At 72.2% G+C, this 21,353-nt stretch carries 22 protein-coding genes; 13 read left to right on the top strand and 9 right to left on the bottom strand.

Going from position 1 to position 21,353, the window contains the following annotated elements:
- Positions 1–56: 56 nt before the first annotated feature.
- From ABD899_RS04075 to ABD899_RS04085, 3 genes are all read left to right on the top strand, one after another.
- Positions 57–281 carry a cation transporter gene (locus ABD899_RS04075; RefSeq protein WP_345202586.1) on the top strand — a complete coding sequence of 75 codons (225 nt, stop codon included), beginning with the start codon at positions 57–59 and terminating at the stop codon, positions 279–281.
- 66 nt (positions 282–347) lie between these two features.
- Positions 348–947: a recombination mediator RecR gene (recR, locus tag ABD899_RS04080; RefSeq protein WP_345202588.1), complete on the top strand. Its 600-nt coding sequence runs from the start codon at positions 348–350 to the stop codon at positions 945–947.
- On the top strand, positions 940–1,494 hold the full coding sequence (locus tag ABD899_RS04085) for a DUF5063 domain-containing protein (RefSeq protein ID WP_345202590.1): 555 nt from the start codon (positions 940–942) through the stop codon (positions 1,492–1,494). The genes recR and ABD899_RS04085 overlap by 8 nt, the downstream gene beginning before the upstream one ends.
- A 157-nt stretch (positions 1,495–1,651) precedes the next feature.
- Here the strand turns inward: ABD899_RS04085 and ABD899_RS04090 are convergent, their stop codons facing one another.
- Positions 1,652–2,797 (bottom strand): NAD(P)/FAD-dependent oxidoreductase, encoded by a 1,146-nt coding sequence (locus ABD899_RS04090; RefSeq protein ID WP_345202592.1) that lies wholly within the window; start codon positions 2,795–2,797, stop codon positions 1,652–1,654.
- A 273-nt stretch (positions 2,798–3,070) separates the two neighbouring features.
- Here ABD899_RS04090 and ABD899_RS04095 point away from each other — a divergent pair, with 273 nt between their 5' ends.
- The 9 genes from ABD899_RS04095 to ABD899_RS04135 all read left to right on the top strand — a co-directional run bounded on the left by ABD899_RS04095 (position 3,071) and on the right by ABD899_RS04135 (position 13,820).
- Complete coding sequence (locus ABD899_RS04095; protein ID WP_345202594.1) at positions 3,071–4,345, top strand: aspartate kinase; 1,275 nt, start codon at positions 3,071–3,073, stop codon at positions 4,343–4,345.
- A 1-nt stretch (position 4,346) separates the two neighbouring features.
- Positions 4,347–5,465: an aspartate-semialdehyde dehydrogenase gene (locus tag ABD899_RS04100; protein WP_345202596.1), complete on the top strand. Its 1,119-nt coding sequence runs from the start codon at positions 4,347–4,349 to the stop codon at positions 5,463–5,465.
- Positions 5,466–5,584: 119 nt separating this feature from the next.
- Complete coding sequence (locus ABD899_RS04105; RefSeq protein WP_345202598.1) at positions 5,585–6,784, top strand: pyrophosphate--fructose-6-phosphate 1-phosphotransferase; 1,200 nt, start codon at positions 5,585–5,587, stop codon at positions 6,782–6,784.
- Positions 6,785–6,799: 15 nt separating this feature from the next.
- Entirely contained in the window at positions 6,800–7,015 is a 216-nt protein-coding gene (locus ABD899_RS04110; protein ID WP_345202600.1) for a hypothetical protein, read from the top strand.
- A gap of 37 nt (positions 7,016–7,052) precedes the next feature.
- Complete coding sequence (locus ABD899_RS04115) at positions 7,053–8,726, top strand: phospholipase D family protein (RefSeq protein WP_345202603.1); 1,674 nt, start codon at positions 7,053–7,055, stop codon at positions 8,724–8,726.
- 120 nt (positions 8,727–8,846) lie between these two features.
- Positions 8,847–10,082, top strand: coding sequence for a carboxylate--amine ligase (locus ABD899_RS04120; RefSeq protein ID WP_345202605.1), 1,236 nt, complete (start codon positions 8,847–8,849; stop codon positions 10,080–10,082).
- 10 nt (positions 10,083–10,092) lie between these two features.
- Positions 10,093–10,815, top strand: coding sequence for a cysteate racemase (gene cuyB / locus ABD899_RS04125; protein ID WP_345202608.1), 723 nt, complete (start codon positions 10,093–10,095; stop codon positions 10,813–10,815).
- Positions 10,816–11,033: 218 nt separating this feature from the next.
- Positions 11,034–11,351, top strand: a complete 318-nt coding sequence (locus ABD899_RS04130; protein WP_345202610.1) for a hypothetical protein — start codon at positions 11,034–11,036, stop codon at positions 11,349–11,351.
- An 84-nt stretch (positions 11,352–11,435) separates the two neighbouring features.
- The gene (locus ABD899_RS04135) at positions 11,436–13,820 is read left to right on the top strand and encodes an ATP-binding cassette domain-containing protein (RefSeq protein WP_345202613.1); all 2,385 of its coding nucleotides are present in this window, start codon (positions 11,436–11,438) and stop codon (positions 13,818–13,820) included.
- 153 nt (positions 13,821–13,973) lie between these two features.
- Here ABD899_RS04135 and ABD899_RS04140 read toward each other — a convergent pair whose 3' ends face one another.
- From ABD899_RS04140 to ABD899_RS04155, 4 genes are all read right to left on the bottom strand, one after another.
- Entirely contained in the window at positions 13,974–14,627 is a 654-nt protein-coding gene (locus ABD899_RS04140; RefSeq protein WP_345202615.1) for a dihydrofolate reductase family protein, read from the bottom strand.
- A 120-nt stretch (positions 14,628–14,747) separates the two neighbouring features.
- On the bottom strand, positions 14,748–15,644 hold the full coding sequence (locus ABD899_RS04145; RefSeq protein ID WP_345202617.1) for a hypothetical protein: 897 nt from the start codon (positions 15,642–15,644) through the stop codon (positions 14,748–14,750).
- Between the two features lie 110 nt (positions 15,645–15,754).
- Complete coding sequence (locus tag ABD899_RS04150; RefSeq protein ID WP_345202619.1) at positions 15,755–16,243, bottom strand: Gmad2 immunoglobulin-like domain-containing protein; 489 nt, start codon at positions 16,241–16,243, stop codon at positions 15,755–15,757.
- Between the two features lie 67 nt (positions 16,244–16,310).
- Positions 16,311–16,928: a M23 family metallopeptidase gene (locus ABD899_RS04155; RefSeq protein WP_345202621.1), complete on the bottom strand. Its 618-nt coding sequence runs from the start codon at positions 16,926–16,928 to the stop codon at positions 16,311–16,313.
- 153 nt (positions 16,929–17,081) lie between these two features.
- On the opposite strand from ABD899_RS04155, the gene ABD899_RS04160 reads away from it, so the two are divergent.
- Positions 17,082–17,297: a hypothetical protein gene (locus tag ABD899_RS04160; RefSeq protein WP_345202623.1), complete on the top strand. Its 216-nt coding sequence runs from the start codon at positions 17,082–17,084 to the stop codon at positions 17,295–17,297.
- 124 nt (positions 17,298–17,421) lie between these two features.
- Here ABD899_RS04160 and ABD899_RS04165 read toward each other — a convergent pair whose 3' ends face one another.
- The 4 genes from ABD899_RS04165 to ABD899_RS04180 form a co-directional block, all read right to left on the bottom strand.
- Positions 17,422–18,234 (bottom strand): DUF5995 family protein, encoded by an 813-nt coding sequence (locus tag ABD899_RS04165; RefSeq protein WP_345202625.1) that lies wholly within the window; start codon positions 18,232–18,234, stop codon positions 17,422–17,424.
- 81 nt (positions 18,235–18,315) lie between these two features.
- Entirely contained in the window at positions 18,316–19,149 is an 834-nt protein-coding gene (locus ABD899_RS04170; protein WP_345202627.1) for an alpha/beta fold hydrolase, read from the bottom strand.
- 1 nt (position 19,150) lies between these two features.
- Positions 19,151–20,026 (bottom strand): SDR family NAD(P)-dependent oxidoreductase, encoded by an 876-nt coding sequence (locus ABD899_RS04175; RefSeq protein WP_345202629.1) that lies wholly within the window; start codon positions 20,024–20,026, stop codon positions 19,151–19,153.
- Complete coding sequence (locus ABD899_RS04180) at positions 20,026–21,270, bottom strand: NADH:flavin oxidoreductase/NADH oxidase family protein (protein WP_345202632.1); 1,245 nt, start codon at positions 21,268–21,270, stop codon at positions 20,026–20,028. The genes ABD899_RS04175 and ABD899_RS04180 overlap by 1 nt, the downstream gene beginning before the upstream one ends.
- Positions 21,271–21,353: the final 83 nt, after the last annotated feature.

Genomic DNA, 21,353 nt, shown 5'->3' on the forward strand with positions numbered 1-21,353 from the left:
CCCCACCCCGACCCCACCCCAGGGCCGACCCGGCCCGACACGACGAAGGAGAACCGATGGCCAGCACCCAGACCTTCAAGGCGACAGGCCTCACCTGCGGCCACTGCGCGCACGCGGTGGGCGAGGAGCTCAAGGCGCTCGGCGGCGTCGACGAGGTCGAGGTCGAGGTGGTGAGCGGTGGCGAGTCCACCGTCACCGTCACCGGCGGGCGAGAGCTGACGTCGGACGAGGTCACCGCCGCTCTCGCCGAGGCCGGCGACTACGTGCTCGTCGATTCCTGAGTCACGCCGACCAGCCCGGGCGCGCGGGCAGGGGACAGCGTCGCCTCGAGGTCGTAGGCTCACGGTGTGTACGAAGGCGCGGTCCAGGACCTCATCGACGAGCTCGGCAGGCTGCCGGGCATCGGCCCCAAGAGCGCGCAGCGCATCGCGTTCCACGTCCTGCAGTCCGACCCCGCCGACGTCGAGCGCCTCGCCCACGCGCTCACCGAGGTCAAGGCCCGGGTCCGCTTCTGCGAGGTGTGCTTCAACGTCGCCGAGGCCGAGCGGTGCCGCGTCTGCCTCGACCCGCGGCGTGACGTCCACGCCATCTGCGTCGTCGAGGAGCCCAAGGACGTCGTCGCCATCGAGCGCACGCGCGAGTTCCGCGGGCGCTACCACGTGCTCGGCGGGGCCATCAGCCCCATCGACGGCATCGGCCCCGACGACCTTCGCGTTCGCGAGCTGCTGACCCGGCTCGCCGACGGCACCGTCACCGAGGTCATCATCGCGACCGACCCGAACCTCGAGGGCGAGGCGACCGCGAGCTACCTGTCGCGACTGCTCAAGGACGTCGGGCTGCGGGTCACCCGGCTGGCCTCGGGGCTGCCCGTCGGGGGCGACCTCGAGTACGCCGACGAGGTCACCCTGGGTCGAGCGTTCGAGGGACGGAGGCTCATCGATGTCTGACGACTGGAGCGTCATCGCGCAGGAGTCCGCGGCCGACGCGCGGATGTACCTGCTCACCGTGCGCGAGATCGCGGCCGGCGAGGCCCCCGACGCCACCCTCCCGATGGCGCTGCTCGCGCTCTCCCAGGTGCTCGTCATGGGCGCGCGCCTCGGCGCCGTCGAGGACGTCGTCCCGGTCGAGCGGTTCGAGCCCGACGTCGGCCCGGACGCCGAGCTCGACCCCCTGCGCGAGAGCCTCGCCAACGTCTTCGAGGGCCTCGACGAGTACGCCGACGTCGCCGACCCGGTGCTCGACCCCGAGCCCACCGTCGGCTTCCTCAGCAACGACCTCGTCGACATCGCGTCGGCCCTCAGCCACGGGCTGAGCCACTTCGACTCCGGTCGGCAGGTCGAGGCGCTGTGGTGGTGGCAGTTCAGCTACCTCTCGCACTGGGGTGAGCGGGCGGCCGCGGCGCTGCGCGTCGTCCAGGCGCTCCTCGCGCACGTGCGGCTCGACGCCGACCCGGATGCCGTGTCCGAGGCGGAGTTCGACGCGCTCCACCCCTGAGCGGAGGGTCTCCTGCCCGGTGCCTCGGGGAGTCGACCCGCAGGTGCACGTCTTCGCGAGCCGTAGCACCTCGACCCCGCGGAGGCTTCTTGCACATCACCCACCCGAACCCGGGCCGGGACGCCCCGACCGCGTGGGTGATGTGCAAGAAGTGCGGTCAGCCGGGGGAGGGGAGGTCGCCCGAGTCGACGGCGGCTCGCAGCTCGTCGGTCGCGTCCCAGTCGTTGGCGTGCATGGCCGCGACGACCCGCCCCTCACGCAGCCAGAACGCCCGGAAGACCCGATCGCCCAGCGAGCCGTGCACGACGACCTCGTCGTCCGCACCGGCGTGGCCGACGTACTCCATGCCGAGGTCGTACTGGTCGGTGAAGAAGTACGGCATCGCGTCGTAGGACTGCTCCCCACCGACGAGGTTGTGCGCCGCCACCTTCGCCTGGTTGATCGCGGTGTCCCAGTGCTCGACGCGGATCCGACGCCCTAGCACGGGATGCGCGTGGTTGGCGATGTCGCCCACGGCGAGCACCGACGCGACGCTCGTGCCCCGCTGCGCGTCGACGGTGCGCAGCGCGGCATCCACGAGCACGCCGTCGTCGACGGCGAGCCCGCCCGACCGGGCGAGCTCGACGCGGGGGGCCACACCGACCCCGGCCACGACGAGGTCGGCCTCCGCGAGGTCCTGCGCCGACACCGAGGCCCCGAGCCGCAGGTCGACGCCGTGCTCGCGGTGCAGGTCGGCGAACACCTGCGCGACCGTGGGCCCGAGGACCCGCAGCAGCGGCAGCTCGGCCGTCTCGAAGACGGTGACCGGGCAGCCCGCCTCCCGAGCGGCGGCGGCGACCTCGAGCCCGATCCAGCCCGCCCCGACGACGGCGACGCGACCTCCGGACCCGAAGGCCTCCTTGAGCCGGTCACTGTCCTCGATCGTGCGCAGGTACGCCGTGGGCACCCCGCTCTCCTCGGCGACGGCCAGGCGCCGCGGCTCCGCGCCGGTCGCGAGCAGCAGTGCGTCGTAGCGCACGTCGCCGCCGGTCGTCGTGACGACGTGGGCGTCGGTGTCCAGGGCCGTCGCCTCGACCCCGAGCCGCAGCTCGACGTCGTGCTCGGCGTACCAGGCCTGCGGGTGGACGAAGGCGTCGTCGAGCGGGTCGTTGCCGAGCAGGTAGCCCTTGGACAGCGGTGGCCGCTCGTACGGCGGGTGCGGCTCGGCGCCGAGGAGCACGACCGGCCCCTCGTACCCCCGCTCGCGCAGCTCGGTCGCGGCGGTGCCGCCGGCCAGCCCGGCTCCGACGATGACGATCGACATGGGACCTCCTCGGGTGGGTGCCCGCGACGTTACGCCCGAGCAGCCCCCGACCGGCCCCGAAGACCCGCGCAGAGTCCGGACCTCGTGCGACTTCCGCGCGGTTCCTCGGCGAAGGGGGCGTGCAATCCGCACCCAAGTCGCACGACGTCGCAGGTGGGAGGTGGGATGCCGGGGGGCCGGCATCCGGGCGGCAGGTCCGGTCCGTGGACGGCCGGTTAGAGTGGCCCGAGCCACCGACCACTGGCCATCGACCCATCGTCACGGGAGCAGCGCGTGCCCATCGTCGTCCAGAAGTACGGCGGATCGTCCCTGGCCGACGCCGAGAGCATCAAGCGGGTCGCCCGGCGCATCGCGGACACGAAGAAGACCGGGAACGACGTCGTCGTCGCCGTCTCGGCGATGGGCGACACGACCGACGAGCTGCTCGACCTGGCCCAGGAGGTCAGCCCGGTCCCGCCGCCGCGCGAGCTCGACATGCTCATGACCGCCGGGGAGCGCATCTCGATGGCGCTCGTCGCGATGGCGATCTCCGACCTCGGCTACAGCGCCCGCTCCTTCACCGGCAGCCAGGCCGGCGTCATCACCGACGGCGTGCACGGCAAGGCCAAGATCATCGACGTCACCCCGGGACGGATCACCGAGGCCCTCGGCAAGGGGCACATCGTCATCGTCGCCGGGTTCCAGGGCGTCAGCCAGGGCACCAAGGAGATCACCACCCTCGGCCGCGGGGGCACCGACACCACCGCCGTCGCCCTCGCCGCGGCCCTGCGCGCCGACGTGTGCGAGATCTACACCGACGTCGACGGCGTCTTCACCGCCGACCCGCGCATCGTCCCGAGCGCCCGCAAGATCGAGCGCATCACGAACGAGGAGATGCTCGAGCTCGCGGCCTCCGGGTCCAAGGTGCTGCACCTGCGCAGCGTCGAGTACGCCCGGCGCTTCGACATCCCCATCCACGTGCGGTCGTCGTTCTCGCAGAAGACGGGCACGATCGTCACGGACCAGCCAGGACCCGAAGGAGACGCCGTGGAAGCACCGATCATCGCCGGAGTCGCCCACGACCGCAGCGAGGCGAAGGTGACCGTCGTCGGGGTGCCGGACCGCACCGGGATGGCCGCCCAGATCTTCGAGGCGGTGACCCTGGCCCAGATCAACATCGACATGATCGTCCAGAACGTCTCGGCCACCGACACCGGGCTCACCGACATCTCGTTCACCCTGCCCAAGGCCGACGGCCCGGCCGCGGTGGAGTCGCTCCAGCGGATCCAGGACGAGGTCGGCTTCACCGCCATCCAGTACGACGACCAGATCGGCAAGCTCTCGCTCGTCGGGGCGGGCATGCGCTCCAACCCCGGCGTGTCCGCGACCTTCTTCAAGGCCCTCGCGAACGCCGGCGTCAACATCGAGATGATCTCCACCTCCGAGATCCGCATCTCCGTCATCACCCGCGACGACCTCCTCGACGACGCCGTGCGCGCCGTCCACACCGCGTTCGGGCTGGACTCCAGCGAGGGAGAGGCGGTCGTCTACGGGGGCACCGGCCGCTGACGTGGCACCCACAGCGAAGGGGAACCCGGGGGGCGGGCTGCCGACCCTCGCCGTCGTCGGCGTCACGGGCGCGGTCGGCAAGGTCGTGCTCGAGGTGCTCCCCGTGCGGCACTCGCACTGGGGCCAGGTGCGCCTCGCCGCCGGCGCCGAGGACGTCGGTGCGGTGCTCGACGTCGCGGGGCTCGACGTCGTCGTCGAGCCCCTGACGCCGGAGTTCTTCGACGGCATCGACGTCGCGATCTTCGACATCCCACCGTCGATCGCCCGCGAGTGGGTCGAGCTCGCGGCCTCCCGGGGGGTCGTCGCCATCGACAACAGCACGGTGTTCCGCACCGCGCCCGACGTGCCGCTCGTCGTCCCCGAGGTCAACCCGCTCAAGATCGCCGACCGCCCGCGCGGCATCATCGCCAACCCCGGCGCCACGGTCATGACGATGATCGACGCCCTCGCGGCGCTCCACGCCGGCTGGGAGCTCACCGACCTCGTCGTCACGACGCTCCAGGCCGCGTCCGGGCTGGGTCGCGCCGGCATCAACCGGCTGCGGGCCGAGCTCGACGTCGTCCACGGCCAGGACCACCTCGGCACCCGGCCGGGTGACGTCCGGCGGCTCATCGAGCACGAGCTCGGCGAGTCCCCGTTCCCGGCGCCGCTCGCGCTCAACGTCGTGCCCTTCGTCGGCCACCACGTCGGCGGCGGCTGGACGTCCGAGGAGGTCAAGGTCCGCGACGAGACGCGCAAGATCCTCGACATCCCGGACCTGCGGGTCTCGGCGACGTGCGTGCGGGTGCCCGTCGTGTCGTCGCACTCGGTCACCGTGCACGCGACCTTCGCCCGCAAGGTGCGCGTCGAGGAGGCCCGGCAGGCGCTCATCGAGGCCCCCGCCGTCGTCGTGCTCGACGACCCCGACGAGCCCGAGTTCCCCACCCCGAACGACGTCGTCGGCGCCGACCCCCGCTTCGCCGGGCGGATCCGGCAGTGGCCCGAGGCCCCGACGACCCTCGACCTGTTCATGAGCGGTGACAACCTGCGCAAGGGCGCCGCCCTCAACATGGTCCAGACGGCCGAGCTCGTCGCCCGCGAGCTCGCCGGCGAGGACGCAGACCGGATGCCGGGCGGCTGACCGGGCGCGTCCCCGACGCGCAACAATGGAGCCACCGCACGACCGCCACTGCACGACAGCGACCACCGCACGACCGCCACCACCGCACCACCGCCACCACCGCACCGCAGGAGCGCACCATGACCGTCCGCACCGTCGCCATGCTCACCGCCGGCGGGCTCGCCCCGTGCCTGTCCTCCGCCGTCGGCGGGCTCATCGAGCGATACACCGAGATCGCCCCCGACGTGCGGATCATCGCCTACACGAACGGGTACGCCGGCCTGCTCCAGGGCGAGTACGTCGAGGTGACCCCCGAGGTGCGCGCCAGGGCCCACCTGCTCCACGGCTTCGGCGGCTCCCCGATCGGCAACAGCCGGGTCAAGCTGACCAACGTCGCGGACTGCGTCCGGCGCGGGCTCGTGCAGGAGGGCCAGGACCCCCTCCACGTCGCGGCCGAGCAGCTGACCGCCGACGGCGTCGACGTCCTGCACACCATCGGCGGGGACGACACGAACACGACCGCCGCCGACCTCGCGGCCTACCTCCACGAGAACGACTACGAGCTGACCGTCGTCGGCCTCCCCAAGACCGTCGACAACGACATCATCCCGATCCGCCAGTCCCTCGGCGCCTGGACCGCCGCCGCCCAGGGGTCGGTCTTCGCGCAGAACATCATCGCCGAGCACTCCTCGAACCCCAGGATGCTCATCGTCCACGAGGTCATGGGGCGGCACTGCGGCTGGCTCACCGCCGCCACCGCCGAGGCCTACCACCTGTGGGTCGCCGAGCAGGACTTCGTGCCGGCGATCGGCAACGACCCGCGCCGCTGGGACGTCCACGCGGTCTTCGTCCCGGAGATGCCGCTCGACCTGCACGCCGAGGCCGACCGCCTGCGTGCCGTCATGGACGACATCGGCTGCGTCAACATCTTCCTGTCCGAGGGCGCGGGTGTCTCCGAGGTCGTCGCCGAGCTCGAGGCCGCCGGCCAGGACGTGCCGAAGGACCCGTTCGGCCACGTCCAGCTCGACAAGGTCAACCCCGGTGCGTGGTTCGCCAAGCAGTTCGCCGAGCTGCTCGGCGCGGAGAAGACGATGGTCCAGAAGTCGGGCTACTTCTCCCGCTCCGCGGCCGCGAACGAGCGCGACCTCGCCCTCATCAAGGAGTGCACCGACCTCGCCGTCGACTGCGCCCTGCGCGGCGAGCCGGGCGTCGTCGGCCACGACGAGGAGCGTGGCGACGCCCTGCGCGCCATCGAGTTCCCGCGGATCAAGGGCGGCAAGGCCTTCGACACCTCGGTGCCGTGGTTCCGCGACCTGCTCGACTCCATCGGCCAAGCCTGACGAGGTCCCACGGCCGTGGTCGACGCCTGGTGGGTCGCGGTGGCCGTCTACGCCCTGCTCCTCGTCGGCCAGAGGCTGTGGCGCGCCCGGTCGTGGGTGCCGCCGGAGTGGCCCGAGGCCGACTACGGCTGGAAGGTGACCCACCTGTTCTGGGTGCCGTTCCACGTGCTCGACGTCGTCTTCGGGGTGCCGCTCGTCTTCGCCGTCATCATCGCCTTCTTCGCGATCTGACGACCCACGCAGCCCCGAGGCGCGGCAGGATGGCGCCGTGCTGCCCGACCTGTTCCTGACGCCCGACGAGCGCGACAACCCGCACACCCGGATCGACGCGCACCACGCCGACGGCGTCGCGTGGAGCACCGGCAACGACGTGCGCCCCGTCGTGCACGGCCGGCCGTACTTCGCCGAGCTCCACGAGCGGGTCGAGGCCATGGGCGAGGGCGACCTGCTGCTCTTCGCGGACTGGCGGGGTGACCCCGACCAGCTGCTCACGGACGACCCGGCATCCACGGTGTCGGCGACGTTCGCTGCCGCCGCGCGACGCGGGGTCGACGTCCGCGGTCTGCTGTGGCGCTCGCACTGGTCGAAGATCGGCTTCCACGCCGAGAAGGCGCGTCTGCTCGGGGTCGAGATCGACGAGGCGGGCGGGCAGTGCCTGCGCGACATGCGGGTGCGCACCGCCGGGTCGCACCACCAGAAGATCGTCGTGCTGCGGCACCGCGACGACCCGTCGCGGGACATCGCCTACCTCGGCGGGATCGACCTGTGTCACAGCCGGCGCGACGGCATCGAGCACGAGGGTGACCGCCAGGTCATCGCCATGCCGCAGGCCTTCGGACCGCGTCCCCCGTGGCACGACGTGCACATCGCCGTCCGGGGCCCGGCGGTCTTCGACGTCGAGACGGTCTTCCGGGAGCGGTGGGAGGACTCCACGCCACTCACCCTCAACCCGGGGCGGCTGCTGTCGAGCCTGAGCCAGGGCGAGGACCTCACGCCCCGCCCGCTGCCCGAGCAGGCCCCGCCGCCTCCCTCGCCCGACGGCGCCCGCGAGGCGGTGCAGATCCTGCGCACCTACCCGGCGATCCTGCCCAAGGGCTACGACTTCGCCCCGCAGGGGGAACGCAGCGTCGCCCACGGCAACACCAAGGCGGTCCGGCACGCCCGGCGGCTCATCTACCTCGAGGACCAGTACCTCTGGTCGCGTGAGGTCGGGCGGCACTTCGGCGACGCGCTGCGCGAGAACCCGGGGCTGCGGCTCATCGCCGTCATCCCGATGGTTCCCGACGTCGACGGAGCCGTCTCGATGCCGCCCCAGCTCTACGGGCGCCAGCTCGCGATGGACGAGCTGCTCGACGCCGGCGGCGACCGCGTCGCGGTGTACGGGCTGACGAGCGAGGCCGGGTACCCCGTCTACGTCCACTCCAAGGTGTGCGTCATCGACGACGTGTGGGCGAGCGTCGGGTCGGACAACTTCAACCGCCGCTCGTGGACGAGCGACTCGGAGATCGCGGCGGCGATCCAGGACGTGCGGGTGGAGGACCGGGAGGGGTCAGCGCCGCGCGACGTCTTCGCCCTGCGGATCCGCCGCGAGCTCGTGGGCGAGCACGTCGGGATCCACCCCGACGACGTGCCCGACGACCACGACGAGCTGTGGGACCTCATGGCCGCCTCCGCGCAGGCCCTCGACGCGTGGTACGCGGGCGGGGCGGCCGGGCGTCGTCACCGACGACCCCACCTGCCCGGCGCGCCGATGAAGGGCACCTCGGTGCGCTGGCGCCGGCGCGGCCGGGCCTGGACGGGCCTTGCGGGGACCGAGCGTCCGCCCGGACGGCTGCGCCGGATCGACCCGCCGCAGCTCTCCCGGACCCAGCTGCTCTGGGCCCCGCGGCTGTACGACGTCTTCGACCCCGACGGCACGGTGCTGCGCGACGACGAGATCTGACGACGTCCGGCATCCGCTGCCGGCGCGACGGCTGGATGCCGGCGACGGGCACCCGCTGTGGGAACCTTGGACGAGCCCTTGCGGGAGCACCCGCGCCCCTCGACCCCGGAGGACCCCCGCGTGCCCGACGCCCCGGCCACCGACTTCCGACCCGTCATCCTCGGCGGCGACATCACGGCGTACAGCCTCGTGCGCACCTTCCACGCCGCCTACGGCGTGCGCCCGCTCGTCGTCAACATGACCGACGGTGGCCCGATCGGGCTGAGCACCCTGTGCGACCGCGTCTACGTCCCCGGCCTCGAGGACGCCGACGTGTTCGTCGGCGCGCTCGAGAAGGTGGGCCGTGAGCACGCCCGGCCCGGCGTGCCGCTGCTGCTCGTCGCGGCCGGCGACTGGTACGTGCGGATGATCATCGAGCACAAGGACCACCTGTCCCAGTGGTTCACCATCCCCTACATCGACCTCGACCTGCTCGACCGGATCGTGCGCAAGGACGTCTTCTACGGGCTGCTCGACGAGGTGGGGGTGCCCTACCCGCGCACCGTCGTCGTCGACATGTCCCAGGACCTCGGTGAGGAGCACGACCTGCCCTTCGAGTTCCCCGTCGTCATGAAGCCGGCCGACAGCGCACTGCACCACTACGCGAGGTACCCGGGCAAGAAGAAGGTCTTCATCCACGAGACCCGCGCCGAGCTCGACACCGCGCTGGCGGCCGTTCGGGCCTCGAACTACGACGGCAACTTCCTCCTCCAGGAGTTCGTCCCGGGCGACGACACGAACATGCGGGTGCTCACGTGCTACTCCGACCAGCACGGCACGGTGCGCTTCGGCGCCGTCGGCCACGTGCTGCTCGAGGAGCACCACCCGATGGCGATCGGCAACCCGTGCGTCATCATCAACACCGAGATCGACGCGGTCGTCGAGCAGGCGACGCGCTTCCTCGAGCACGTCGGCTACGTCGGGTTCTCCAACTTCGACCTCAAGTACGACCGGCGTGACGGCACGCTGAAGTTCTTCGAGATCAACGTGCGCCTCGGCCGGTCGAACTTCTACGTGACGGCCGGCGGCAACAACGTGTCGGAGTGGTATGTGCGCGACTGGGTGCGCCACGAGGAGCTCGACGGGGTCGAGATCGCTCGCGGTGAGCACCTGTTCACCTTCGTGCCGAAGTACGTCATCAAGCGCTACGTCCGGGACCACGCCCTGCGCGACAAGGCCCTCGCCCTCATGCGGGCCGGCCGGTCGAGCGACCCCAACTGGTACGCCCCCGACCTCACCCTCAAGCGGCGCGCCTACAACATCGCCTACCACGTCAACCAGGTGCGCAAGTTCCGCACGCACTTCGTCGCCCGATGACGGCCGCCGGATGACGGCGCAGAAGCGCGACGAGCCGGTCGGGGTCATCGGTGGCCTCGGCCCCGCCGCCACGGTGCACTTCCTCGCGCGCGTCGTGCAGCTCACCGACGCCCACCGCGACCAGGACCACGTCGACCTCATCGTCTGGCAGCACGGCAGCATCCCCGACCGCACGGCCTTCCTCCTCGGTCGCGGAGAGAGCCCGGGACCAGTGCTCGTGGCCGATGCCGTGGCGCTCGAGCGGGCCGGGGCCCGCTTCGTCGCCATCCCGTGCAACACCGCCGTCGTGTGGATCGAGGAGATGCGCGCCGCGGTCTCGATCGAGGTGCTCGACACCGTCGCCGAGTCGGTGGATGCCGCGCGCGCGGCGGTCCCCGGGCTGCGCCGGCTCGGGGTGCTCGCCACCGACGGCACGCTGCTCGCCGGCACGTATGCGGCCGCGGCCGGAGCCGCCGGCCTCGAGCTCGTCGTGCCGGACGAGGAGGCGCAGCGCGAGGTCATGTCGATCATCTACGAGGGCGTCAAGGCGGGGATGCCGGTGCCCCGCAGCCGGTTCGACGCCGCCGTCGAGCACCTCAGGGGACGAGGCGCCGAGGCGGTCGTCCTCGGATGCACCGAGCTCTCGGTGCTCCACGAGGAACTCGGCGTCGACGACCCGAGCATCGTCGACTCGATCGACGCGCTGGCCCGGCGGGTCGTCCGGCGCGCCGGCGCCCCGCTGCGGGCCTCCTGAACCGGGATGCTCGTCGACGCGGGCGACCATCTGGGCGGTCGTCGTCCTCGTCATCGGCGCCCTGCTCGTCGGCAAGGGCGTCGAGGGGCTCTGACCGGGCGGTGTGGCCTCGCCCTCAGGCCTGTCGCGGCGGGCGGTCGGGGTGGGAGTCTGGGGGATGCCGCGGGGCCGGCGTGGGCCGCGCCCGCCGGCTCGCTCGCGGAGGGCAGGAGATGAGGATGTCGACCGATCGACCACCGAGGACCAACCGCGTCGTCCCCGTGCTCGCCGTCGTCGTGGCGGTGCTCGCCCTGAGCGCCTGCGCGGCCGGGCCCAACCCCGCCCTGGACACCGGACCCGACCCTGCGGGGTTCTGGCTCGGGCTGTGGCACGGGTTCATCTCCCCGGTGACCTTCATCGTGTCCCTGTTCACCGACGACGTGTCGATCTACGAGGTCCAGAACAGCGGCAACTGGTACGACTTCGGCTTCATGATCGGTGTCAGTGCCTTCTTCGGCGGTGGCGGGGGAGGGGGAGCCGCCGCCCGTCGTCGCTAGTCTGATCCGGTCGGGCGGGCTGCGACCCGGCCGGGCGACGTGGCCGCGAGGGCGGCCCCGCCCGCGGACGGAGGGACGGCATCCATGGGCACGACGACACGGGCCGGGGGAGCGCACGCCGCCGACAGCCACGACCTCATCCGGGTGCACGGTGCCCGCGAGAACAACCTCAAGGACGTCAGCGTCGACCTGCCGAAGCGCCGGCTCACCGTGTTCACGGGGGTCTCGGGGTCGGGGAAGAGCTCGCTCGTCTTCGCGACGATCGCCGCGGAGTCGCAGCGGCTCATCAACGAGACCTACAGCGCCTTCGTGCAGGGCTTCATGCCGACGCTCTCGCGCCCCGACGTCGACCACCTCGACGGGCTGACGACCGCGATCATCGTCGACCAGGAACGGATGGGGGCCAACCCGCGGTCCACGGTCGGAACCGCCACCGACGCGAACGCGATGCTCCGCATCCTGTTCAGCCGGCTCGGGCACCCGCACCTCGGCCCGCCGACGGCCTTCTCCTTCAACGTCCCCACCCGCAAGGCGAGCGGCGTCATGTCGACCGACAAGGGCGGTCGCGTCGAGAAGGCCATCGTCAAGGACGTCGTGTACCTCGGCGGGATGTGCCCGCGCTGCGAGGGCATGGGGCAGGTGAGCGACATCGACCGCACCGCGCTCTACGACGACTCCCTGTCGCTGAGGGAGGGCGCACTCACGGTCCCGGGCTACTCGATGGACGGGTGGTACGGCCGGCTGTTCGAGGGGATGGGCCTGCCCATGGACAAGCCGATCGCGTCGTTCACCGCCAGGCAGCTCGACACGATGCTCTATGCCCCACCGACCAAGATCAAGGTCGAGGGCATCAACCTCACCTTCGAGGGCATCATCCCGAAGATCCAGAAGTCGATGCTGTCCAAGGACCCCGACGCCATGCAGCCGCACGTCCGGCGCTTCGTCGAGCGGGCCGTCACCTTCCAGACCTGCCCCGACTGCGGCGGCACCCGCCTCACCCCCGAGGTGCTGGCGTCGAAGGTGCACGGCAAGAACATCGCCGAGCTGTGCTCGATGCAGATCAGCGACCTCGCGGGGTGGGTCCGCGAGCTCGACGAGCCCTCCGTCGCACCGCTGCTCACGGGCCTGCGCCACCTGCTCGACTCCTTCGACGAGATCGGGCTGGGCTACCTCTCGCTCGACCGTCCGGCCGGCACCCTGTCAGGGGGCGAGGCCCAGCGCACGAAGATGATCCGCCACCTGGGGTCCTCCCTCACCGACGTCACCTACGTCTTCGACGAGCCGACGATCGGCCTCCACCCCCACGACATCGCCCGGATGAACCAGCTGCTGCTCCAGCTGCGGGACAAGGGCAACACGGTGCTCGTCGTCGAGCACAAGCCGGAGGCGATCGCCATCGCCGACCACGTCGTCGACCTCGGTCCGGGCGCCGGGTCCGCCGGTGGCACGGTGTGCTTCGAGGGCACCGTCGAGGGGCTGCGCTCGAGCGACACGACCACCGGCCACCACCTCGACGACCGGGCGGTCATCAAGGAGGCCGTGCGCCCGGCATCCGGAGTCCTCGAGGTACGCAACGCCTCGACGCACAACCTCAAGCAGGTCGACGTCGACATCCCGCTCGGGGTGCTCTGCGTCGTCACGGGGGTGGCGGGCTCGGGGAAGTCCTCGCTCATCCACGGCTCGGTCGCGAAGCGTGAGGGCGTGGTGGTCATCGACCAGGGTGCGATCAAGGGCTCGCGGCGCAGCAACCCGGCGACCTACACCGGGCTCCTCGAGCCGATCCGCAAGGCGTTCGCGAAGGCCAACGGTGTCAAGCCCGCGCTGTTCAGCTCGAACTCCGAGGGGGCCTGCCCCACGTGCAACGGTGCCGGCGTCATCTTCACCGACCTCGGCATCATGGCCACGTTCGAGTCGCCGTGCGAGGAGTGCGAGGGCAGGCGGTTCCAGGCCGCCGTGCTCGAGTTCACGCTCGGGGGCAGGAACATCGCCGACGTGCTCGCGATGTCGGTGGTGGAGGCCGAGGCGTTCTTCGGAGAGCGGACGGGCGAGCAGTACACGCCGGCCGCCCACAAGGTGCTCGACCGGCTCACCGACGTCGGCCTCGGCTACGTCAGCCTCGGGCAGCCGCTCACGACGCTGTCCGGCGGTGAGCGACAGCGGCTCAAGCTCGCGTCCCAGATGGCCGACAAGGGCGACGTCTACGTCCTCGACGAGCCCACGACCGGGCTGCACCTCGCCGACGTCGCGAACCTGCTCGCGCTGCTCGACCGGCTCGTCGACGCCGGTCGGTCGGTCATCGTCATCGAGCACCACCAGGCCGTCATGGCCCACGCCGACTGGATCGTCGACCTGGGCCCCGGGGCCGGGCACGACGGGGGACGCGTCGTCTTCGAGGGCACCCCGGCGCAGCTCGTCGCCGACCGCTCGACGCTCACGGGGAAGCACCTCGCCGAGTACGTCGGCGGCTGAGGGATGACGGGTGCGCCCCCGGACAGGCAGTGCGTCAGTGCCGCGGCGCGGGTCGTGCGTCCGCCCGGCTCGTCCGGGGGGTGCTCGGGTGCACTGCCTGTCCGGCGGTTCACCCGAGGGCGCGGCACGGCATCCGCGCGTGGGGCCCGACGGTCAGCCGGGGCTTGCCGTGCGATGGCGCACCCAGACGAGGCCGCCCTCGAGGGCCTCGGCGGCTACGAGGGTGAGGGCCCTGGGGGTCGCGGGGGCGCCCCCGAACCAGGGGCGCCGGCCGGTGGCGGGCGCGATGGCGGGGTGCACGAGGAGGCTGACCTCGTCGACGAGGCCCGCCTCGAGCAGTGCGCCGTTGAGCGCGCCGCCGCTGTCGACCCGCACGACACCGGCGCCGTGGTGCTCGCCGAGCTCGAGCAGCATGGCCGCGAGGTCGACCCGGTCGCTGCCCTTGACGACCTCTGGGAAGCCGTGGGAGCGCGGCGGCGTGGAGGCGCTGTGCACGGCGACGACGCGTGACCAGCAACCGGCGTCGAGCAGGGCCTGCCACGCGCTGACCCGGCCCCGGCCGTCGACCACCGCGAGCGTGCATCCGCCGGATGCCGGGCCGGGCCGGTCCGCCGCCAGGAGCACTTGCTCCTGCGCCAGGATCGTGTCGGCCCCGGCCAGGGTGACGTCCTCGTGCCACGTCGCGGCCAGCTCGTAGAAGCGCGCGACGTCGGCCTGGAAGCCCGAGGTCGACCCGTCGAGGGACACAGCGACGTGGATGACGACGTACGGCCGGGTCGAGGTGGTGGTCTCGGTGGCGCTCCCCACGACCGGCCCGCTACTCCCTGGTCCCTGGGTGGCACGCACGGTCGGGGACGTCAGCGTCGGGCGCGGCGACCGGCATCCGCGCGGGTCACCGCCTCGCGCAGCCGGGCGCGGTCGGGGACGTCAGCGTCGGGCGCGGCGACCGGCATCTGCGTGGGTCACCGCCTCGCGCAGCCGCTCGACGGTCTCGGCCGCTGCAGCCTCGTCGTGGGCAGCCTGCTCGCCGCCCCGGGCAGCGGCCTCCTCCGTGGCGACGGCGGCCGCGATCCGGCCCTCGAGGTCTCGCAGGGTGCGCAGGACCTCGTCGCGCTCGGACTCCAGGCCTTCCCGCAGGCGGCCGGCCTGCGCGACCTGTTCCACGGCTGACTGCGCCACCTCGCGTGCCGCGCGCAGGGCCGACTCGGCATCCTCGAGCGCCTGACGCGCGGCGGCCAGGCGACGATCGTGCGCGGGGTCCGGCGTGCCGTCGTCGACCGACCTTCGGCTCGGGGGGCCGGACGGTGGCTCGGGCGATGCGGGGGGCAGGGCGACGACCCGCGCCAGGTCGACCGGCTCGATCCCGCTCGCGCTGAAGGTGTCGACGAGCCGACCGGTGGCCAGGGCCGCGCCCGCTGCGGCGTCGACCATCGCGGACCGCAGGGTCTCCTCGACGTCGGCCGCGACCTGCGCGCTCACCCTCCGGCCGCCCTGCCGACCGAGCGCCACGGCCTGCTCCGCCACGGTCCGGGTGAGCGCCCGGCGCTGCCGGTCCAGGTCCCGCAGCTCGGCCGCGCCGAGGGTTCCCTGGGCCGCCCGCAGGCGCGTGCCGAGCTCGAGGACCCCTTCGAGCTCGTCGGCGTGCCGGCGGACCAGCTCGTTGAGGAGCCACGCCCCGGTGGTCGGCTTGCGCAGCGACTGGACCGCGTCGGCGAGCTCGGCGTCCCCCGCGGCCCTCGCCTCCTTGGCCCGGGTGTTGCGGGCAGCCGTGAACGCCTCCGGAGCGAGCCCGTACAGCTCGTCGGCGACGTCCTCGAGACCCATCCGACGATCGTGCCACGTGGCGGGCTGGCCTCGGCGGGATGCCACCCGCGCCCGCACGGGGGCGGCCCGTCGCGGCGTCGGAGCATCGCGGCGGACCGCGCAGCGGAGGGTCAGACGGGGATGCGGAGGATCTGGCCCGGCCGGATCCTGTTCGGGTCCCTCAGCCCGCTGGCCAGCGCCGCGTTGCGCACCGTCGCGACCGCCGAGCCACCGCCCACCTCCCGGATGATCGCGCTGAGGGTGTCACCGCGCTTGACCTGGTAGGGGATGTACCCGGTCGCGCCGGGGATGACGATGACGTCGACCCGGGTGGGTTCCGGGCCGTGGCCCTCTCCCTCGTCGGCGCCCGAGTCGCCCGCGAGCTCGAAGACGGCCGGCCCGGGGTCGACGCCGCCGGCCACCGGGGCCTCGGTGACGAAGGCCTGCATCGTCCCCATCGACCCGGCGGTGAAGAAGCCGTCTGCGAGGACGTGCCCGCCGCGGACCAGCCGCCACACGTACGTCGCCTCGAAGGCGGTGCCCAGGGCGGCGATCGGCAGGGTGTCGCCGACGATGTCACCGGCGGCGGGCTGGCGAACCGAGATCCCGTAGATGTCCATCACCCCACCGTAGGCTCACCCCGCCGCGCCGCAACTCGGGCGGGACCCGCCGGAGGCGGCGCTGCGCCTACGGCACGTCGATGACCTCGCCGTTGCGCGGGAGGCGGCCACCGAAGGTGACGGGGACGGCGCAGGCGTGCAGCAGGTCGACCCGGTCGACGGCCTGGAGGTGGACGTGCGGCTCGGTGCTGTTGCCCGAGTTGCCGCACCGCCCGAGCGGCTGTCCCCGGCGGACCCTCTCGCCCGGCTGCACCTCGACGGTGCCGCGCTGCAGGTGGCACACGGCGACCACCGGACCCTCACCGGTGTCGATCAGGACGTGGTTGCCGGCCAGCCCGACCCACCCGGCCGCGGCACGGCGGCGCTGGGTCAGGGCGTACCCGACCGAGGGCAACCCCCGGAACGCCCGGTGGTCCGGTTGGTCCCCTGCGGTGGCGACGACCACGCCGTCCACCGGGGCCAGGACGGGGCGTCCGAACCCGGGGAAGTGCTCGGGTGGTTCGGGGCGCAGCAGCGCGCCGAGAGTGACCGGTGCCGAGCGGCCTGCCTCGTCGACGGGGACGAAGTCGATGGCGAAGGAGCTCGCGAAGAGGGTCGTGCCGTGGCTGGGCACCCGGTTCGCGGGGCTGTTGAGGGTGAGCCAGCGGCCCCGGAACGGGAAGGCGAGCTCCAGTGTCGGCACCATCGGGACGCACCTCCTCTCCGCGACGCCTGCTCCGCACCTCGCTCCCATCCTGCCGTTCGCAAGGAATTTCCGTCCTCCTGCATCCGAACCTGCCGGACCCGAGGAAGAGGGGGCAGCGGGTGAACGAGCACCCACCAACAGAAGGGATGTCCCATGAAGCGCATCTTCGCCGCCGGTTCCATCGCCGCTCTCGCCATGGTCGGCTTCTCCGCCACCGCCAGTGCTGCGCCCGCCGAGGCCGCGTGCTTCGGTCAGGTGCACAAGCTCGTCAACAGCGGCGGCGTCGAGGGGATCGACAACGTCGGGCAGCTCGTCAAGGCCGCCGGCGGTGGCCAGGCCAAGAACGACACGGCCAGGACGTTCTGCTGACGACAGGTCCACTCTCCACAGCACCGGCGGCGGCTCGGACCTCGGGTCCGAGCCGCCCTGCCGTGCCTTCGGGGACACGCCGGGGGTCCGACCCACGCCTCGGCGGGGGAGAGGTGACGTCCTCCTAGACGTCCACCGCAGTCACCGGCGTGAGCAGCTGTCGGGTGACCAGGCCGACCATCGAGGCGCGTGAGTCCAGGTACGCGGCATACGCGTCGTCGCGGCCCTGGAGGGCCCACTGGACCGTGGCGCTGAGCCAGGCGGCGTCGCGGGCCCCTTCGATGCTCCAGCCGCCGACGACGTTGAGCACCGGTGAGGCCGCCCGGTCGACCTCGAGGGCGATCCCGGCGAGGTAGGACTCGCGCACCTCCTGCACGGCACCGGCGAGGATCGCGTTGACGGCGAGGAAGTCGGCGCGCACTCCGGGCGAGTCCGGCGTGCGACCGAGCTGTCGGCAGGTGCGCACGAGCGCCAGGCCGAGGTCGAAGTTGATGTGCGCGTTCATCCCGGCGAGTGCGAACTGCAGGCCAGCCGTGTGCGGCTGTGACCTCAGGGCGAACAAGGGCTGCCAGGCGCGGCTGCGGCTCTCGTCGCTCGCGCGGCAGGCGTCCAGGTAGAGGCCGGCGAAGACGCAGTCGAGGCGCTCCATGAACGCGGTGTCCTCGAAGGAACGTGCTGCCGCGGCTGCGCCGACGAGCTCGGTGACGTGCAGGTACATGCGGTGGAAGGCCGCGACCCCGTCATCGGCGGGCATCGTGGAGCCGAGGAGCCTCATCTCCTCGAGGACCTGCCCGATCGAGGTGGGCTGGCCCGGAGGCGGGTCGACCCTGCTCAGGGTGCGCCGGCCGTTGAGGGCGGCGGTCACGGTGGTGACGGTTCCCGACGCCCGCGTCACGCCCCGGCGCACGGCGCGACCCAGGTCGCTGAGGAAGCCCATGGCGTGACCCCTTTGCTCGTGGCTCGGACCGGTGCGGCCCACCTTAGGGGTCGCCCGGACCCGCGCACCGGGCCGGCACGCTCAGCCCGCCAGGAAGGCCAGGACCTCGGGGACGAACTCCTCGTGGTGCTGGAAGACGCCGCCGTGGCCTGAGTTCGGGTAGACGACCAGCCGGGCGTCGGGGAGGCGACGGGCCATGTCGGCCGAGTGCGCGCTGGCGACCATCAGGTCGCGGTCGCCGTTGGCGACCAGGACGGGAGCCTTGATGGTCGACAGGTCGTCGGGGGCGTGGAGCCCACCGGAGGTGATGGCACGCAGCTGGGCCAGGCCCGCTTGTCGCGAGATGGGGCGGTCGAGGTCATGGGTGCGTTCGGCAAGGCGGGCGAAGTACTCCCCGGCTGCCGTCCGCCCTTCGGCGTTGCGGGGGAAGAAGAGGAAATGCCGGGGGTCCTTGCGGGTCGCGAAGGCCTTGGCGTACGCACCGCCGACGATGAACGGCATCTTCCAGATGCCGCCGCCTCCGCGTGGGCCGGTACCGGCGAGCACCATCCGGCGGACGAGGTCGGGCGCTTGGAGTGCGACCATCTGGGCGACTGCTCCACCGAGCGAGAACCCGAACAGGTCCACCTGGTCGTGCCCCAGGGCACGGATGAAGGTGATCGCGTCGGCGCCCATCTCCTCGAGGTCGTCGGGGACGCGGGAACCGGTCGAGCCGACGCCCCGGTTGTCGACCGCGATCACGTGGTGCCGTTGCGCGATGCCGTCGATGATGCGTGGGTCCCAGTCGTCCAGGACGGCGGTGAAGTGGTGCAGGAAGACCACTGGTACCCCCGTGGCCTGCCCCAGCTCGCGGTAGGCGAACGGGGTGCCGTCGATGGTGATGTTCTTGGTGGGCGTGTCTCGCCAGGTGTTCATGTCAGCTCCTCTCTGCGACGGTGGTGGTGCTGGGGATCGGGCGGGCATCCAGGCGTGCGAGGACGTCGAGGACGCGACGGTCGGCGGCGAACCGGGCGTCCAGCCTCGGGCCGAGGAGGCCGCGCAACGTCGACACCGGTCGCCACACGCGGGGGTGGATGACGCGAGCGGTGCGCCGTTCGAGGCCGTCGACGATCGCGGTGGCTGCCGAGGCCGGGGTGACGCGCTTGAGCATGGGCTTGGGCAGGGTGGCGAGCAGCTCGAGCACCACCTGGTCGGCGTCGACCCCGCGCCTGATCATCGGTGTGTCGACCAGGGAGAAGTAGGCGGTCAGCACCGACACGTCACGGTCGGCGAGCTCGACCCGCAGACCGCGACCCAACTGCTCGACAGCGGCCTTGCTCATGGCGTACGGGATGGTTCCCATCCCGTTGACGAACGCGAACACCGAGCTGATCAGGACGATCTGGCCCCGGCTCTCGATGACCTCGTCCACGGCTGCGGCAACCGTGTTGACGACACCCAGGACGTTGACGGCCAGGGTCCTCTCGACATCGGCGGCCGGTGTGGTGCGCAGGGTCGCCGCCTTGGCGAGCAGGCCGGCGTTGGCCATCACGACGTCCACGCGCCCGAAGCGCTCGAGGGCCTGCGCGACGACCCGGTCGAGCGAGGCCCTGTCCTTCACGTCGGCGACGCACCCGAGGGCCCGGTCGGCGTGCAGGGCTGCGGAGCGTTGCGGGGTGCCCGGGTCGATGTCGGCGACGACGACCCGAGCGCCGCGGCGCAGCAGCTCGGCCCCGGTGGCGGCCCCGATGCCGCCGTTGCCCCCGGTGATCAGCACGACCTTGTCGAGCAGGTCGTAGCAGGTGGGCGCCATCACAGCCCTCGCTTCGGGCTCAGCGAGAGCCGGCCGTTGCGGCGGAGCATCGCCAGGGTGGTCACCAGGGAGCCGCGGCCCAGGTCCGGTTCGAGCCCCCGGGCCAGCCGGTGCATCTGGTCGACGTTCCAGCTGATGTTCAGGAACCCGTCGAGCGCCTTCAGATCGGTGACTCGGCCCAGGAGTGGGCGCATTCCGGCCCGGATGTCGTGGGTCGTCAGCGTCGCCGTGGTCCCGTCGAGGAGGGTGGCGGCGGCGTCGGTGGCGGTGACGGTCGGTCGGGCGATGCCGATCAGGTCGCAGTCGCCGGCGCCCAGGGCCTCATCCATCGCGGTGCGGGAGCGGAAGCCGCCGGTCACGGCGATCGGCACATCGCCCGCCTCCTGCCGCACCGAGTGTGCGTAGTCCACGAAGTAGGCCTCCCGTGCCCTGGTGGTGGACGCTGCGGAGCCGCCCATCGCCGGTGACTCGTAGTTGCCCCCGGAGACCTCGATCAGGTCCACGGCCTCACCGGCCAGCGCCGCAACCACGGCCCGGGACTCGTCCTCGGAGAAGCCACCGCGCTGGAAGTCGGCCGAGTTCAGCTTCACGGCCACGGCGAAGCCCGGACTCACCCGTCGCCGTACCCGCCGGACGACCTCGAGGAGGAACCGCATCCGGCGCTCCGGGGTGCTGCCCCATTCGTCGGTGCGCAGGTTCGTCAGGGGCGAGAGGAACTGGGCGACGAGGTAGCCGTGCGCCGCGTGGAGCTCCACGCCGTCGAACCCGGCCTCCTCGCACACCGCGGCGGCGGTGCCGAACCTGTCGATGATCTCCTCGATCTCGGCGGCAGTGAGCGCGCGTGGGGTCGGGGCCCCCGGCAGGGCCAGCGGCACGGCACTGGGAGCGACCGGCCTGCGCCCGACCTCCATCAGGTTCGACTGCCGGCCCGGGTGGTTGAGCTGGGCGAAGATCGCCGCACCGCCATCGTGGACGGCCTTCGTCCAGGCGGTCAGCTGGGTCAGTGCGCGGTCGTCCTCGATGACGATGTTTCCCGGCTCCCCGAGATGAGCACGGTCGACCATGATGTTTCCCGTGACGAGCAGCCCGTAACCACCTCGGGCCCACCGGCGGTACAGCGTGACGATCCGCTCGTCGGGCGAGTTGTCGGCGTCCCCCAGTGCCTCGCTCAGGGCCGCCTTGGCGATCCGGTTGGGCAGGCGCACCCCGCAGGGAAGCTCGAGCGGGTCGGGGAGTGAGGGCATCAGGTCTCCTGGGTCAAGGCGATTACATTACGATCGTACGAGTATGATCGTAATGTTACGATTGCGCAAGCACCGCCGACGAA

The sequence above is a fragment of the Fodinibacter luteus genome, assembly GCF_039541575.1.
GTDB classification, from domain to species: domain Bacteria; phylum Actinomycetota; class Actinomycetes; order Actinomycetales; family Dermatophilaceae; genus Fodinibacter; species Fodinibacter luteus.

Bases quoted from the DNA above. Each gene is read 5' to 3' on its own strand.
- ABD899_RS04175 (WP_345202629.1), bottom strand. From the start codon at position 20,026: ATGGCGCCCACCTGCTACGACCTGCTCGACAAGGTCGTGCTGATCACC.
- ABD899_RS04090 (WP_345202592.1), bottom strand. From the start codon at position 2,797: ATGTCGATCGTCATCGTCGGAGCCGGGCTGGCCGGCGGCACCGCCGCG.
- ABD899_RS04130 (WP_345202610.1), top strand. From the start codon at position 11,034: ATGTCGACCGATCGACCACCGAGGACCAACCGCGTCGTCCCCGTGCTC.
- ABD899_RS04145 (WP_345202617.1), bottom strand. From the start codon at position 15,644: ATGGGTCTCGAGGACGTCGCCGACGAGCTGTACGGGCTCGCTCCGGAG.
- ABD899_RS04165 (WP_345202625.1), bottom strand. From the start codon at position 18,234: ATGGGCTTCCTCAGCGACCTGGGTCGCGCCGTGCGCCGGGGCGTGACG.
- ABD899_RS04135 (WP_345202613.1), top strand. From the start codon at position 11,436: ATGGGCACGACGACACGGGCCGGGGGAGCGCACGCCGCCGACAGCCAC.
- cuyB (WP_345202608.1), top strand. From the start codon at position 10,093: ATGACGGCGCAGAAGCGCGACGAGCCGGTCGGGGTCATCGGTGGCCTC.
- ABD899_RS04160 (WP_345202623.1), top strand. From the start codon at position 17,082: ATGAAGCGCATCTTCGCCGCCGGTTCCATCGCCGCTCTCGCCATGGTC.
- ABD899_RS04075 (WP_345202586.1), top strand. From the start codon at position 57: ATGGCCAGCACCCAGACCTTCAAGGCGACAGGCCTCACCTGCGGCCAC.
- ABD899_RS04155 (WP_345202621.1), bottom strand. From the start codon at position 16,928: ATGGTGCCGACACTGGAGCTCGCCTTCCCGTTCCGGGGCCGCTGGCTC.
- ABD899_RS04180 (WP_345202632.1), bottom strand. From the start codon at position 21,270: ATGCCCTCACTCCCCGACCCGCTCGAGCTTCCCTGCGGGGTGCGCCTG.
- ABD899_RS04170 (WP_345202627.1), bottom strand. From the start codon at position 19,149: ATGAACACCTGGCGAGACACGCCCACCAAGAACATCACCATCGACGGC.
- ABD899_RS04150 (WP_345202619.1), bottom strand. From the start codon at position 16,243: ATGGACATCTACGGGATCTCGGTTCGCCAGCCCGCCGCCGGTGACATC.
- ABD899_RS04085 (WP_345202590.1), top strand. From the start codon at position 940: ATGTCTGACGACTGGAGCGTCATCGCGCAGGAGTCCGCGGCCGACGCG.
- ABD899_RS04105 (WP_345202598.1), top strand. From the start codon at position 5,585: ATGACCGTCCGCACCGTCGCCATGCTCACCGCCGGCGGGCTCGCCCCG.